Here is a 14,919-nt window from a genome sequence, read left to right as displayed (position 1 = left end):
ACGACTATATTTGTTAAGTAGTTACTAATTTTATCAACATCATTTTTGATAATTTATATCCTGTAATCCCTTAAAGAATAATGAATAAACAGATGTCCCTCAAAATAAGTACGATCCTTTGCTATTTTACGCTTTGCATGGCATCCCATGCACAAAACACCCTTGGAACAGCGTTTGTCACCGCAGGTGTTTACGAGGGGTTGACTTTGATGAGTGTAAATACCAAGGCTTTTTTATTTAATAACTGTGGGGAAGTCATCAATGAATGGACCAGTGATTACAAGCCTGGAAATGCGGTATATCTGCTGCCTAATGGAAATTTATTGAGAGCTGGTCAAGTGGAGAGCGGTAGCAGCATTACTATGGGTGGAGCTGGCGGAATAGTTGAACTTTTTGACTGGGATGGCAATTTGATCTGGTCGTATGAGGTTAACGATGATCAAAAGCGTCAGCATTATGACATTTATCCCATGCCGAACGTTAATATACTGATTCTTGTAGCAACAGCGATGAAAGATATGGAAGCCCTGGAGGCTGGCAGAAATCCAACTCAGCTCCCGGATAAGCGCTTATACAATGAGCAGATAATAGAGGTTGAGCCTGTGGGAGCGAATCAAGGCAATGTGGTTTGGGAGTGGAATATAAATCAGCATTTGATTCAGGATTTTGACGCTACAAAATCAAATTACGGAGAGGTTGCAGCGAGTCCTGAAAAACTGGATATCAATTTTCTTAATGGAGGATCTGGCGAGGAAAACTGGCTTCATTTCAATTCCATTCAATATGATGAAACTCTGGACCAAATTGTTATCAGTTGTAGAAATCTGAGCGAAATCTATATCATTGACCATTCAACAACTACTCTTGAAGCTGCTGGCAGTAGTGGTGGCACCTATGGTAAGGGAGGTGATATTCTTTACCGCTGGGGCAATCCTCAGGCTTATCAACAAGGCAGTGAAGCGGATAGGGTTTTATATGGACAGCATTATCCTCACTACATCAAGGAAGGCTTAACTGATGCCGGAAAAATTATACTCTTTAACAATGGATTTGGCAGAACACCAGATTTTTCTGAAGTCATGATTGTTGATCCTCCTGTGAGTTCACCAGGAGTATATCAAAAGCAAACAAATGCGCCTTTTGGCCCGCAACAGGCGGAGGATGTGTACACTGACCTGTCTGAAATTCCCTCTCCTTTTTTCTCAAGAATCGTAAGCAGTGCACAGCGCTTGCCAAACGGGAATACCTTAATTTGTGTAGGCATCAATGGGGAGATTTTTGAAATTGATGCAAATGATAATCGGGTCTGGACCTATATCAATCCTGTAGGAAATAACGATTTGACCATCCCAAACCAGGGTGAAGAACTTATAGACTCCAACCTGATATTCAGAGCGAAAAAATACCCTTTGAATTACCCTGCATTTGTAGATAGAAGTTTAAGCCCTGGAAACCCCATAGAAGGCAACCCCGATCTCAGCAACTGCTATGACGTGTTAAGTAACAATGATGTCGTAGCCAGCGCGGTAAAACTTTATCCTAATCCAGCTTCAAACCTCATTCACCTTGAAGGTATTGAAAACCCTGAGAGAATTGAGATTTTTAACCTGCAGGGAAAGCTTTTGCTAAGCAGAAGCGGAGTGACAACTGTAGATATATCAAGTCTGGTAAAAGGCATCTACATTCTCAGAGCCAGCCATAACAGGCGTAAAATCACTAAAAAAATGATCAAGAAGTAATATCGAGTTATTTGATTTTTAAAATAGGTTTAGAATTTGTAGATTCAATTCAGCTTTAAAAATAAGCAGTAAGAATTAGTTCAGATTAATCATTCAAAAAAAGTAACTCTGGGTTTGAATACAGGTTTGGTCATCTTAACTTAGCGAATTAAATATCCAAATTCAAAAAACAATATGGACATCAAACCTGTCAATCTCAAAGAAAAATTCGATTCCTTTTCAAAACCCTGGAACCCCAAAATCGTTGGAGAACTCAATGGTCAGCACGTCAAAATAGCCAAATTCAAAGATGAATTTATAGCCCATCAGCACGAGCAGGAAGATGAACTTTTTCTCGTCATAGAAGGCCAGATAAAGATTGAACTCGATCATAACACCCTTGAAATCAATGCCGGTGAATTTGTCATCATTCCAAGAGGAGTTCAACACAAACCCATTGGCGTAGGCGAAGCTAAAGTCCTGATGTTTGAGCCAAAATCAACCTTAAATACGGGAAATTCAGAAAATGAATTTACAGTCAGGAAATTGGATGAGATTTAAGTAGTCAGCAAATAAAAAAAGGCTTATAAAATTAGAATTGGATTATTTCAAGAAAAACACATCAAAATAAAATTAAACTGATTAAATTTAAATGTTCAACTAGATTGTGCTTCAATGAAAAAGTCAAATTTAGACACGCTTCTCCTACTGCCCATTAAACATTTCATTCAGAAAAAAACATCTGTTGGTAATTTGCTTATTATCTCCGCGGTTCTAGCTATGATCGTGGCTAACTCTCCATTGTCTGAAACCTATCATGATTTCTGGAAACACTATATGTACTTTGGATTCGAAGATTTTAGCATTAAGAAAAATCTGCTGCATTGGATCAACGACGGTTTAATGTCAATTTTCTTTTTTCTCATAGGCTTGGAACTAAAGCGCGAAATTCTACACGGCCAGTTTAAAAATCCTAAAAACACCATACTACCAATAGCTGCAGCTATTGGCGGCATGTTAGTACCTGCTTTGATCTATTTTAGTTTTACACAAGGTACCAATGCCGTATCGGGATGGGGAATACCCATGGCTACAGATATTGCCTTTGCTCTTGGCATCATGTACCTTTTGGGAGATAAAGTACCTATATCACTCAAAATATTTTTAACGGCTATTGCCATAGTTGACGATATGGGAGCCGTTGCCGTCATCGCGTTTTTTTACACCTCAGACATATCGATCTTTAATTTAGCTTTAGGAGGCGTTTTTTTATTAATTCTTCTGGGAGCTAATTACGTAGGCGTTAGAAACACCCTGTTTTATACCATCTTTGGAATTGCCGGCTTGTGGCTTGCTGTACTGCTGTCCGGTGTTCATGCTACCATTGCTGGAGTTTTACTGGCCTTTACCATACCTGGAAGTAAAAAAATTAACACCAGGCTTTTTTTAAGAAAAACTAGACAACTTTCTTATAGGATCAAAAGTATGTTTAAAGAAGAAAAAGACGAAGACGAAATTTCAGATCATATAGAAAAATTTTCTTCGCTTTCAAAAGAAGCTACCGCCCCGCTGCATCGGCTTGAGAATGACTTGCACCCTTTTGTGAATTTTGTGATCTTACCCCTATTTGCCTTTGCCAATGCCGGTGTAACAATAACTCAGGAAGCCTTCAGTCATCTACTTTCCCCTGTCACTCTGGGCGTCATTTCAGGATTGCTGGTTGGAAAAATTGTCGGAGTATTTCTCTTTACAAAATTGGCTGTGGTTTTCAACATCAGTTCGCTGCCTGAAGGCGTGACTTTCAAACATGTCTTTGGAATTGGAATTTTAGCATCCATGGGATTCACCATGTCCATTTTCATCACAGAATTGGCTTTTGACAGCGACATGTATAAAACACAGGCTAAAATAGGCATACTCTCAGCTTCAATTATAGCTGGGTTTTGTGGTTATTTTTATCTAAAATATATAGCAAAGCAAGAACGTGAATGATCAGTGAAATTATTCGTTATTCGTTAATCATCAATCATAAATCGTCAACCATTATTCGTTAATCGCTATTCGTTAATCGTTATTCATTATTCGTTATTCGTCAATCGTTAATCATTATTCGTTATTCGTTATTCAGTATTCGTTATTCGATAATCGTTAATCATCAATCGTAAATCGTCAATCGTTAATCGTTATTCGTTATTTGATTGACACCTTATATTTAAACTATGAGATTCCATCTTGTTCTTTACTTCATGATTTTCAGCTTAATAAGCTTTTCTCAGGAAAGTAGAAAAAACAGCAAACCATTTTATTTAGGGTTAAATTATGGTCAGGCTGCTCAGGATAGGTTTCCTTTTAATAATCCAAATTATTTATATACTACTGAGTTTTTTAAACTTCAGATAAATTATCAATTAGCCCATAAAAGATTTATTTATGAGCTTCTTGTGGAGCCCAGCTTGTATTTTTCTGAACATCAATTGCTTAACAAATATTTCATCAAACCCGATAGATTCTGTGTTAACTAACAAGAGGTTTTCTCTTTTATTTTATTATTTTTGTTATTCAAGACGGCTACAAGCTAGTCTGTAAAGGGATACTTTCTGCATTTGCATCTAGTGTCCTTTTTTGTTGGTGATCATTGTCAAACTCAGTTTTATTCTTATCTACTACAAATATAAGTTCTAGCATTTTTCTTTGAACAGCTATCAGTGCTTTCATTTTAATCCCGCTTTTGGCAACTATTCTCGCATATAGTTCTCTATGAGATTTATTATACTTAACGGATGACAGAGAAGGTAGATGCAATGATTTTCTAAGATGCCTATTTCCTTTTTTTGATATTCGCGGTTTACCCTTTACAGATGTACCTGATTGTTTTTCCCTAACATCCAGCCCCGCATAACCAGTCAACTGTTTTTTATTCCTTATTAGCTCGAACCCATTAGTCTCAGCTAATATTATGACCGCGGTGAGCTCTCCCACGCCAGGTATAGTGCATATATTCTTTACTCTTTCCATAATATCTGGATAATCCTTTAGCAATGATGCTATATCCTTTTTGATTTCTTTCTCTTGCCCGTTGAGAAATTCGATTCTCTTTGCAATGCGTTTTAGACTTCTTTCGTTTGGCACAGCTTCTGCTTTTTCTGCGTGTAGCTGATTTTTGACCATTGATCTCTGATCTACTATTTGATCACGCTCTCGGGTTAATTGCTTGAGCTGTCTATAAGCCTCTTTCGGACGATTCCAGTTATCTAGCTTACGTTCAAGACCGAACCTCATTATAGCTTGAGATGCTGTCTTATCAGTAATAGTGTTTATGTCCAATGTCCTAAAAAAATTACTAATCTTATTAGGCAATACAACACTTAAATCAAAACCACTTTCATCAAGGGTATAGGCGAGTTTTTCATGATAAACTCCGGTAGCTTCCATGACATATCTAACACTATCTGCATTATTACTGTTGCTAGCTACCCAACCGATCAAAGATTTTATACCATTGTCAGTATTTTTAAATACTTTATACGATATGATTTCAATGTCCAAATTCTCATAGAGACTTCCTAGAGATACAACTAATTCCATTTGAGCTACATCAATACCTGCAACTTCCTTTAAAACTTTTTTCACATGTTCAATTTTTAAAATTAAAAGTGAAAAATATCTGTTCGTCTTTTCTCCTGGTTGGATATTCTGGATACCGTTAAGGTTCCTTACACTCTGTTCAAACTCTACGAGATATAAAAGGATAAGGTCATATCTATCGGTCGATATATCTTATGATTATCTAGCCATCGGTTGACTCTTATCCTCTTTCACTTATATTTGTAAAACTAAAAATTTATTCCAAAAGCAAACATAGGAGTCCGTTGGATACTGAAGCACAACTCCAGGAGTTTTTAAGATTGAAGTCCTTTCAGGAATATGCCTTACACATCGGTTTAGTTTTACGCTATGAGATAACAGAATCTTTTAGCACTTATGCAGTGGGAAGTGTTGGTCCTATGGTTTCAAATTTAGGAACGGAACGGTTGAGAAAGGGTTTTGCATTTTCTAACGTATTAGGTTTTGGTCTATCCTATAGGCAAAATCGACTTTTATTTGATGTGCGGCTTAGCTTCAGGCACAATTCCAATGCTAACCTTTATTTACCTAACAATGGCCATAATAGTGTTGGGATTGAATCTGGAATGTCGTATCAACTAAAATAATAAGACTATTATTGTATTTAAATCGAAATAAATAACTGCCTTTATGAATAAAATCACTTTAGCACTCATCTTAATATTTGTATTCACTTTAGACTGCTTCAGTCACAACGATGCGCACAATGAATTTAGAAACTCTGCCATAAGCGGAGGAATTGGTCTCGGAACCGTTCTAGCTGCTGTCACTTCCTGGGAAAGAAATAAATCGGTTTTACTGGCCTTTTTACACGGGATTTTTAGCTGGTTATATGTGCTGTATTTCGTTCTCACTAGAAAGCCAAATGAAAGGCGCTAACCGTAAGTAAAAATCTCCTTTAAATTTTAATATTGAATTTAGTTTTGCTCAAATCTTTAATTCTTTTTTCTTGTGTAGTGCTGCTTTCTTCAGCTTCCTGTGCTCAGGTCTTAGATCAAGCCATTCGGTTTACACATGACAATGATCTTTATTTTTTAACCGATAAGCAGTATTCAGCCGGAAATCATTTTGAAATATCAACTCGGCTCAACTCTACACCCGAGGATTATACGAGCCTTACATTTACACTAGGTCAAAACATCTACACGCCCACTAAAAAGAGCAGGCCAGATACGACTCGCTTCGATAGACCCTTTGCAGGCTGGCTGTTTTTAAAAACAAAGTTCGCCAAAGCAGCGGAATCTCAAATCTGGACCGCACAACTGGAAACAGGAATAACAGGTCCTCAAGCCTATGGAGGCAAAGTACAGCGCAGTTACCATGAATTGATAGGAGAACAATTACCAAGCTGGCACCTGCAAATTCCCAATCGGTTTCATGCGGATGCTACGGCTAGCTATAGAAAGGGCTTTTTCAACAATGCAGTATTCATCAAATCTTCAGCTTCTTTAGGAACCAAAACTACCTTCATAGAACAAGGACTTGGGTTGTTTTGGGGGAGCCATTCTAAGTTTAATCAAAATTCACTAACTGGATTAGCACGGCATCAGGATAAAGAATGGTTTTTAAGTATTGGTGGCTTCTATCAATATGTGTTTCACAACAGTCTCATAGAAGGTGGACTTTGGAACAAACAAGCGGCGTTTACCAGTTCCCTTATTCACCATAAGCTTTTACTAAAACTGAAAGGGTTTTACCGCTGGAAAACAAAGAGCCTTGAATTCACCTATAACCTCAACAGCAAAGAGACACCTGAGGCTGCTTCGCATTCTTTCGTTGGCATAACCGTATCTCACTATTTTTAATCCCTGCTGAATTTACCAGGCGTTCATTTTCAATGATAACTTCACCTCTAATGAGTGACGTTGTCATAATTTTCTTTAAATTAGATGCTTATTAAGTTCAAATGAGATTATAGATGCGTTTTGTCGATTTAAAATACTTAACCGCTTATCTCATCCCCTTGTGTGCGATTTTGGGAGTATTCTACCCAGCTCAGTTAAGCTACCTCACACCTATCCTAACCTTTGGTGTCGTACCCGTTTTGGAGTTGTTCACTCCTCAACTAACTCAAAACTTATCCAAGACCGATAAAAGTTCAAAGGCAACTCATCCGTTTTTTGACTGGCTATTGTATTTCAATTTACCCTTGGTGTATTTTATTCTGGGTTTTGCTTTATTTTCGATAGAATTTAATGAGCTGACATCAACTCAAATTATCGGTTTAGTCATAAGTGTCGGTATTGTACTCGGTAGTAATGGCATCAATGTCGCCCATGAGTTGGGACACAGAGAAAACAAATGTAGCCAGTTGGTAGCCAAATTGCTGCTGCTTCCCTCCCATTACACCCATTTTACCACTGAGCATAATTTCGGACATCACGCTAAAGTATCTACACCAGAAGATCCGGCAACTGCCAGACTCAATCAAAGTGTATTTTCTTTTTGGTTCACCTCATCCACACGTCAGTATAAAAACGCCTGGCGCTTGCAAAAACATTTACTCAACTCCAAAAATCAAAAATTCTGGGCTCTACATAATTCGATGCTAATCAATACAATCTTACAATTCGTTTATATCAGTCTTTTATTCATAATTTTTTCTTGGCAAACCGCTGCTTTAGCAATAAGCATGGGCATGGTAGGGTTCTTATTGTTGGAAAGCATCAATTATATTGAGCATTATGGCCTATTGAGAAAACAACGCAAAAGTGGCCGATACTATCCTGTTAAGGAAATTCATTCCTGGAATTCAAACCATTTACTGGGCAGAATTCTGCTTTACGAACTCACCAGACACAGCGATCATCATTACAGAGCCAGTAAAAAGTATCAATTATTGGATTACTATTCTACCAGTCCGGAACTCCCCTACGGGTACCCTACCAGTATTCTCATTGCTTTCGTCCCCCCGCTTTGGTTTGCGCTCATGAATCCCAAAATCCCTAAAGATATGAGAGAATTAGCAACTCAAGAACCCTTAAAAGCTGCTTAGAATCTTACACTTTCTGGTTTTCTACTGAATTTATCAGAGTTCACCTGAATCTTATAAGTTTAGGGTTAAACACATAAAGAGGTTTTCTACACATCAACAAAGCTATACAGTAGTGTAAGTATGTTGCTTTCTCTTATAAATTCTCTCACCTACTCTATTTATATGTTCAAGAAATTCTGGATTTGTAATTTTATCATATATGGTAATATCAAATTTGTAAGGCAACATCAAATCGTCTAAATCAAATTCTATTTCTGTTTGTAAACTCAAATCAATTTCTTTTCCTTTAAGGCTAAGATCAATGTCTGAAGCCGGTTTAAAGTTACCCATTGCTCTTGAGCCATAAATCAATACTTCTTCTACTTCAGAGTATTTTGAAAAGACTGTTTCAATATCTGAAATTTCTTCCTTAGTTAAGCCTGAATTTTTCATTTTATAAAAGTTTTCCTTGGTCACTGTTTTTTTTGGACTCCATTATATTTTTAAATTCTAAAAAAGCTGGATAATATGCTTTCATTATTTTAGAATAAATCTCATTAGCTGTTTCTTCATTGTAGGTGTGTGAAGTTTGGTTTCGGCTTCCAATCATATACATCCAAATCTTCCCGTTTGAGACTAGTTTTAATTAAAAAGCTTCCCTTGTCGCATCTCTACTCCCTGCTACATTTACAATACCTTGGTATGAAGCATAATCTTTCATCACGTTCCAAGCCAATTCGTGAGTATACTCAAATCGCTGTATTAATCCCTCCTTAATTATTTCCTCTGACACCTGAGCATTGTCTATATCATCTTCAGGATTAACCTCATCAATCAAATTATGTTTGATGTATTCAACTGCTTGTGAAATTTTGTGTAGTGCTTTCAAAAAATTTGAAAATCGCTGTTCCAACCTCACGTCTTTATCCATTATATTTTTAATTAATTTTTTGGTATTCTGTATAATTTTAAATTTAATTCGTATCACTCTGTTGTTAAGTCAGAATCATTAGAAAATTTAAAAGGATACTTTTTGTGTAAAAGCCTATTCATTCTTAGTATTAACTTTCATCTTTTAGTTCATCATCTAATATACAAAGAAATATGACTGGCTTTTTTGAAATCCCTAAAAACATCAAACCATTCTTTTTTATTAAATTAAACCCCTAAAAGGGTTTTTTCATAACATCTTTTGTATCAAAGCTCACCAATTAATTCGTGGGCTGTACACAACAAAGACCAGAAGTAAAACTCCTGGCCCTCTCTTTAAATAAAATCAGAAGAAACTCTACTCCTCTATCTCTCTGTTTTTAACATATTTCTCAAGCCATTGGTCTTGCTCCCACAACATGTGCATGATGCTTTCTTTGGCAGCATACCCATGACTTTCCTTTGGTAACATCACCAATCTGGCTGGCGCGCCAAGACCTTTGAGCGCATTGAAATAACGCTCACTTTGCATGGGATAAGTCCCGGAATTATTGTCGGCCTGACCGTGAATGAGCAATAAAGGGGTTTTCATTTTATGAGCATTCATAAACGGCGACATGGTGTTATACACTTCCGGCGCTTCCCAATAATTTCGCTCTTCAGACTGGAAGCCAAAAGGGGTTAAGGTTCTGTTGTAAGCACCACTACGCGCAATTCCCGCTGCAAATAAATCTGAATGTGACAACAGATTGGCTGTCATAAAAGCTCCGTAACTATGCCCGCCAACAGCTACTTTATTTCTGTCGATATAGCCCAGTTCATCTACTGCATCAATCGCAGCTTTGGCATTGGCTACCAGTTGAGTTTTGAAGGTGTCATTTGGCTGCTCATCGCCTACTCCAATAATTGGAAATGCGGCATCATCCAAGACGACATAACCTCTATTCACCCAATAAATAGGAGAACCATAATAAGGATAGGTGAATTCTTTGGAATTGGAAGTCACCTGTGAAGCACTGTTTTTATCCTTGTATTCACGCGGATAAGCCCACATAATCATAGGTTTTTTCTCTTTACTATCCATATCATAGCCTACGGGCAAGTATAAGGTAGCCGAAAGTTCCAGACCATCGTCCCGCTTATAAGTAATCACTTCTTTATGAACATTCTGAATAGCTTTAAATGGATTTTTGAAGTCAGTGATTTGCTCCAGACTTCCCTTTTTATAATTCCTGATGTAATAGTTAGGATAATCATTACTGCTTTCTAATCTTGTAAGCATAAGACCTTTTTCGGCATCAATCATCTTTACAAAAGATTCCAGCTTGTCAGATTCTTCCACTTGAAAGACACGTCTGGTTTTGTTTGTCTTTAAATTGTAATAATCTACAAAAGGAAATTTGCCTTCATCTGAGTAGCCAGCTCCGGTAAGAATCAGGTTATTATCCAGGATTTGCAATACCGATTGATTCCATTTATTTTTAGTTTTTACAAAATCTCCCGGATCATCGTAAGTGTTTTGGTAATTTCTTTCATTGAAAACTACTGGATCTGCTTTGGGCTTGGAAGGATTGAATATACTCGTTTTACTGGTTCTTGTGTTCCACCAGTACTCATAAATAACAGCTGTAGTCCTATTGCCCCAATCGATACCTGAATATCTAAGCCTGGTCCTGGCAAGGGCTTTCTTTTCACCCTTAAAAGGCGCTTTAAGCTGAAAAACCTCATCTCTAAAATCTACCTCTTTATTGGCATCTCCACCATCTAAAGCTTCCACCCAAACTAAAGTTGCGGGCTGGTCGTCTCTCCAGGACATTCTTCTTGGACCTGTGCTTGTTGACATAAAGCCTTTCGGCATTTCTTCCATAAGAGGTAAATCTGCTATGGTATAGGCTAAGTCTCCATCTAGTTCATACACTCGGTGCGATGTTGGAAACCTACCGTAAGTGACGATGTAGGAAAATGGCTTCTTAATTTCAGAAATCATAACATAGTGACCATCCGGAGATATAGACATACGACCATACATGGCAGCAGGCTTCCAAAGGCTCTTGTTACCTTCCAAATCCACTTTATGAATTTCTGAGGTCGCTAAAACTTCAAAATTGAATTCGTCATCATTATTTTTAAGCAAATCCTGATAGGTTCTGTTTTGAGCTTCCACTCCAGCTTCGTTGACAGAAACCGTTGGACCTGTTGGTACTTTGTTATCTGTGTTGATAAGGTCTGGCCTGTTAGCTGGTAAGGTTTTGACCAAAATGGCAGATTCATCTGGCAGCCACGCAAGTGTCGTTCCCATATTCCCATTGACAATCGTCGAAGTGAGCTGGCTTGCAGTTTTTTCTTCATAATCTATAACCCACAACTCGTTTCCGGCATCTGTTGTGTTGGTAAAGGCTATGTAATTGTAATTTGGAGACCAGTTTATATTTGAAATTTTGGGGTTGGAAGGAAGGTTTTTTATGTCTGATTCCAGCTTTTGCAAGGGATCGAATAATTTCAAATTCACATAAAATCGAGTTCGGCTTGAAATATTGGTTTTGGGGTTTATCCTTAAACCTGCAAGCCTTAATTCTTCTTCCGCCAGATCCTGTATAGTTTTATATTGATTTCTGTAGATGAGCAAAGCCTTATCGGCATCCGGACTGGTGCTCATACTCGGTGGCATGGGTACATCGGCTAATTCTAAAATGTTTTCGTGTGGTTTTTGATAATTGAGATCGATTTGACTCATGCTCAACATTGGCAGAAGAGCACATACTAATAAAATTATTTTCTTCATGAATTTTTGAATTTTGTGTGCCTAAAACTAGACAATCTGTACCTAATAATCAAATTAAAAAAAGTCATCATCAGTTAAGTTTTAACAAGCTGTTTTAATTTAAACTCATCCGTATAAATATATTGCGAAAAAAAATATATGACCAGGTTTTCAGTTTCCATACTAGTGTTATTTGTAAGTTTTACTTTATTATCCCAGCAATCTAAAGAGTCTTTTGCAAATACAAACGACCCTGTTTATGATAGATTAGTCTGGTCAGATGAATTTAACTCTGATGGGGCTGTTGATTCTGAAAAATGGTTCCATCAAACCAAATTACCCGGAGGTGGTTCCTGGTATAATGATGAAATTCAACATTACACAGACAGACTAGAAAATACCTATGTAGATGATGGTGTCATGTATTTGGTTGCTAAAAGAGAGACATTCACAGATCAAGGTGTCACCAAAGAATATACCTCTGCTCGGTTAAATTCTAAATTTGCTTTCACCTATGGTCGTGTAGAAGTTAAAGCAAAATTACCTTCAGGAGTTGGTACCTGGCCTGCTATATGGATGGTTGGGAAAAACATCCAGGAACCAGGAGGGTATTGGTATAAAAAAGGCTTTGGAACCACAGCCTGGCCAGCTTGCGGAGAGATCGATATCATGGAACACTGGGGAAATAATCAAAACTTTGTACAAAGTGCAATGCATACCCCTTCCAGCCATGGAGGAACCATAAATCACGCTGGACAAACCATCCCTGATGTTTCTTCAGAATTTCATACCTACTCAATGGAGTGGTATGAGGACCGTATCGTTTTTGCAGTTGATGGTAAAGTGCACTACGTGTATAATCCTCAGAACAAGAACCCAAAAACATGGCCCTACACCAAAGAACAATTCATTTTGCTAAACACGGCTATAGAGCCAACTATCTCAGAAGATTTCAGCGAAGATGCTTTAGAAATTGACTATGTTAGGGTTTATCAATAAAGGCAACGGAATAAGTTTTTCTATCAAAACAGAGTGAGTCATTGCATATTTACAAAACATACAGTCCTAAGGGTTGAATTTTTTGAATTTAAGCTTCAAAACAACTAACCGCAACTTCATCAGCAGACTAAACTGTAATGAAAATAGAAATAGGTTAAACACTGCTATTTTAAAAATTAAAACTGAGAAAGCTTTTCTTCAAACAACAGAATCTCTAATTTTTAACAATTCACTTTATTTAAAAAACTTAAAGTATAAGTATATTATCCCTAAAAAAAACATGCTTAAATATTTACTTGTAACCTTAGTTGCATTAACGAGTTTTAATTCCTTTTCACAATTACTCAGAGATAATTTTGAAGGGAATTCTACCATTACCACCTGGTATGCAGATAACGTTCAAATGGATATAGATTTTAACAACCCCTATTCCGTTACGCAAAACCCTTCCTCTAAGGTGCTAAAATATGATGATAATGGTAGTGGTGAATTTGCAAACATTGGTTTTGATAGTTCCGATCTCATTATTTTAGAGCAAAACACACCTTTTAGTTTAGACATATATGTTCCCTCCTCCAGCATAACCGGAAATCAGACTAATCAAATCTCACTAAAACTTCAAAATAAGAATCAGAGTCAGCCTTGGTCAGATCAATCTGAAATTATAAAACCCATAGTTTTGGACCAGTGGCAAACCGTAACTTTTGATTTTGCGACAGATGACTATGTCAATTTGGATCCAAATTCACCGGATCCCTTATCCAGAACTGACTTCAACCGGGTGGTGCTACAAGTAAATGGTGAAAATAACACTGATGAAGTGATAGCCTACATCGATAATTTTTATTTTGATGGAGGTGAAGCTCCTGCAGAAGAACCTAACCCAAATGACCCTATATATGATGAATTAGTCTGGTCTGATGAATTTAATACCAATGGGGCTTTAGACTCCAACAAATGGTTTCACCAAACCAGACTCCCTAATGGAAGTTCATGGTTCAACGGAGAATTACAGCATTATACAGATAGACAAGAAAATACTTATGTTGAAGATGGCATCATGCATCTGGTGGCTAAAAAAGAAACCTATTATAATCAGGACGTCACTAAAGAATATACTTCAGCAAGATTGAATTCAAAATTTGCTTTTACCTACGGTCGCGTCGAAGTCAGAGCTAAACTACCAACAGGTGCTGGCACCTGGCCTGCCATCTGGATGTTAGGACAAAACATTTCTGAAAACGGTGGGTATTGGAATGAACAAGGTTTTGGGAATACGCCCTGGCCAGAATGCGGGGAAGTTGACATTATGGAGCATTGGGGAACCAAACAAAACTTTGTACAAAGTGCCATGCATACCCCATCAAGTTACGGTGGAACGATAAATCACGGAGGCCAAACCATTTCAACTGCTTCAACAGCATTTCATACCTATACTTTGGACTGGTACGAGGACCGTATGGTTTTTGCAGTTGATGGAGACGTTCATTATACCTATGAGCCAAATGTAAGAAATGACGAAACATGGCCTTTTACGGAGAATCAGTATATTTTATTGAATACAGCAATAGAGCCTAATATAGATCCTGATTTCAATCAGAGTACTTTTGAAATAGATTACGTAAGAGTCTACCAGGAAAGTTCGCTGGGAACCGATGATGTGTCTTCGGCATCTAAACTTAATATTGCTCCAAATCCTGTAAACCAGTTTACAACGGTCATGAAACCAATTGCGAGCTCAGATCAGCGCCTTGAAATCTATACTATTCAGGGCCAACTGATTGAAGTTTATGAGCTGAAAAATCAACAAACAAAAATTGACATGTCAGGCTGGTCTTCTGGTGTCTATCTCTTTAAACAAAGAGGAGCTAATAACAATCAGACCTATAAAGTCATTAAACACTAAGCTTTAA

12 protein-coding genes and 1 pseudogene are annotated in these 14,919 nt (G+C 37.4%); 9 read left to right on the top strand and 4 right to left on the bottom strand.

Annotation, left to right across the window (positions count from 1 at the left end; translation table 11 throughout):
• Window positions 1-137: 137 nt before the first annotated feature.
• The 3 genes from LB450_RS00840 (at window position 138) to nhaA (ending at window position 3,710) form a co-directional block, all read left to right on the top strand.
• Window positions 138-1,739: an aryl-sulfate sulfotransferase gene (locus LB450_RS00840; protein ID WP_224485934.1), complete on the top strand. Its 1,602-nt coding sequence runs from the start codon at window positions 138-140 to the stop codon at window positions 1,737-1,739.
• A gap of 174 nt (window positions 1,740-1,913) precedes the next feature.
• Window positions 1,914-2,279, top strand: coding sequence for a cupin domain-containing protein (locus tag LB450_RS00835; protein ID WP_224485933.1), 366 nt, complete (start codon window positions 1,914-1,916; stop codon window positions 2,277-2,279).
• Window positions 2,280-2,393: 114 nt separating this feature from the next.
• Window positions 2,394-3,710: a Na+/H+ antiporter NhaA gene (gene nhaA / locus LB450_RS00830; protein WP_224485932.1), complete on the top strand. Its 1,317-nt coding sequence runs from the start codon at window positions 2,394-2,396 to the stop codon at window positions 3,708-3,710.
• A gap of 576 nt (window positions 3,711-4,286) precedes the next feature.
• Here nhaA and LB450_RS00825 read toward each other — a convergent pair.
• Window positions 4,287-5,348 carry an IS110 family RNA-guided transposase gene (locus LB450_RS00825; RefSeq protein ID WP_224485929.1) on the bottom strand — a complete coding sequence of 354 codons (1,062 nt, stop codon included), beginning with the start codon at window positions 5,346-5,348 and terminating at the stop codon, window positions 4,287-4,289.
• A gap of 239 nt (window positions 5,349-5,587) precedes the next feature.
• Here LB450_RS00825 and LB450_RS00820 point away from each other — a divergent pair, with 239 nt between their 5' ends.
• The 4 genes from LB450_RS00820 (at window position 5,588) to LB450_RS00805 (ending at window position 8,337) form a co-directional block, all read left to right on the top strand.
• Window positions 5,588-5,929: an acyloxyacyl hydrolase gene (locus LB450_RS00820; protein WP_224485928.1), complete on the top strand. Its 342-nt coding sequence runs from the start codon at window positions 5,588-5,590 to the stop codon at window positions 5,927-5,929.
• Between the two features lie 43 nt (window positions 5,930-5,972).
• On the top strand, window positions 5,973-6,221 hold the full coding sequence (locus LB450_RS00815) for a hypothetical protein (protein ID WP_224485927.1): 249 nt from the start codon (window positions 5,973-5,975) through the stop codon (window positions 6,219-6,221).
• A 32-nt stretch (window positions 6,222-6,253) separates the two neighbouring features.
• Window positions 6,254-7,147, top strand: coding sequence for a lipid A-modifier LpxR family protein (locus LB450_RS00810; protein WP_224485925.1), 894 nt, complete (start codon window positions 6,254-6,256; stop codon window positions 7,145-7,147).
• Window positions 7,148-7,260: 113 nt separating this feature from the next.
• Window positions 7,261-8,337, top strand: coding sequence for an alkane 1-monooxygenase (locus LB450_RS00805; RefSeq protein ID WP_224485924.1), 1,077 nt, complete (start codon window positions 7,261-7,263; stop codon window positions 8,335-8,337).
• Window positions 8,338-8,439: 102 nt separating this feature from the next.
• Here LB450_RS00805 and LB450_RS00800 read toward each other — a convergent pair whose 3' ends face one another.
• From LB450_RS00800 to LB450_RS00790, 3 genes and pseudogenes are all read right to left on the bottom strand, one after another.
• The gene (locus tag LB450_RS00800; RefSeq protein ID WP_224485923.1) at window positions 8,440-8,769 is read right to left on the bottom strand and encodes a nucleotidyltransferase domain-containing protein; all 330 of its coding nucleotides are present in this window, start codon (window positions 8,767-8,769) and stop codon (window positions 8,440-8,442) included.
• Window position 8,770: 1 nt separating this feature from the next.
• Window positions 8,771-9,247: pseudogene (locus LB450_RS00795) on the bottom strand (nucleotidyltransferase substrate binding protein).
• A 357-nt stretch (window positions 9,248-9,604) separates the two neighbouring features.
• A complete protein-coding gene (locus LB450_RS00790) occupies window positions 9,605-12,028 on the bottom strand; it encodes an alpha/beta hydrolase family protein (RefSeq protein ID WP_224485922.1) in 2,424 nt (807 codons plus the stop codon).
• A 138-nt stretch (window positions 12,029-12,166) separates the two neighbouring features.
• On the opposite strand from LB450_RS00790, the gene LB450_RS00785 reads away from it, so the two are divergent.
• Window positions 12,167-13,006 carry a glycoside hydrolase family 16 protein gene (locus LB450_RS00785; RefSeq protein ID WP_224485921.1) on the top strand — a complete coding sequence of 280 codons (840 nt, stop codon included), beginning with the start codon at window positions 12,167-12,169 and terminating at the stop codon, window positions 13,004-13,006.
• Window positions 13,007-13,286: 280 nt separating this feature from the next.
• Window positions 13,287-14,912, top strand: a complete 1,626-nt coding sequence (locus tag LB450_RS00780; protein WP_224485920.1) for a family 16 glycosylhydrolase — start codon at window positions 13,287-13,289, stop codon at window positions 14,910-14,912.
• Window positions 14,913-14,919: the final 7 nt, after the last annotated feature.

Source organism: Psychroflexus curvus (assembly GCF_020164585.1).
Lineage (GTDB): Bacteria > Bacteroidota > Bacteroidia > Flavobacteriales > Flavobacteriaceae > Psychroflexus > Psychroflexus curvus.
This window is presented reverse-complemented; position numbering and strand designations above follow the sequence as displayed.

Coding starts and splice junctions, on each gene's coding strand:
- LB450_RS00780 (WP_224485920.1), top strand. CDS start 13,287: ATGCTTAAATATTTACTTGTAACCTTAGTTGCATTAACGAGTTTTAAT.
- LB450_RS00815 (WP_224485927.1), top strand. CDS start 5,973: ATGAATAAAATCACTTTAGCACTCATCTTAATATTTGTATTCACTTTA.
- LB450_RS00835 (WP_224485933.1), top strand. CDS start 1,914: ATGGACATCAAACCTGTCAATCTCAAAGAAAAATTCGATTCCTTTTCA.
- nhaA (WP_224485932.1), top strand. CDS start 2,394: ATGAAAAAGTCAAATTTAGACACGCTTCTCCTACTGCCCATTAAACAT.
- LB450_RS00840 (WP_224485934.1), top strand. CDS start 138: ATGGCATCCCATGCACAAAACACCCTTGGAACAGCGTTTGTCACCGCA.
- LB450_RS00805 (WP_224485924.1), top strand. CDS start 7,261: ATGCGTTTTGTCGATTTAAAATACTTAACCGCTTATCTCATCCCCTTG.
- LB450_RS00800 (WP_224485923.1), bottom strand. CDS start 8,769: ATGAAAAATTCAGGCTTAACTAAGGAAGAAATTTCAGATATTGAAACA.
- LB450_RS00785 (WP_224485921.1), top strand. CDS start 12,167: ATGACCAGGTTTTCAGTTTCCATACTAGTGTTATTTGTAAGTTTTACT.
- LB450_RS00790 (WP_224485922.1), bottom strand. CDS start 12,028: ATGAAGAAAATAATTTTATTAGTATGTGCTCTTCTGCCAATGTTGAGC.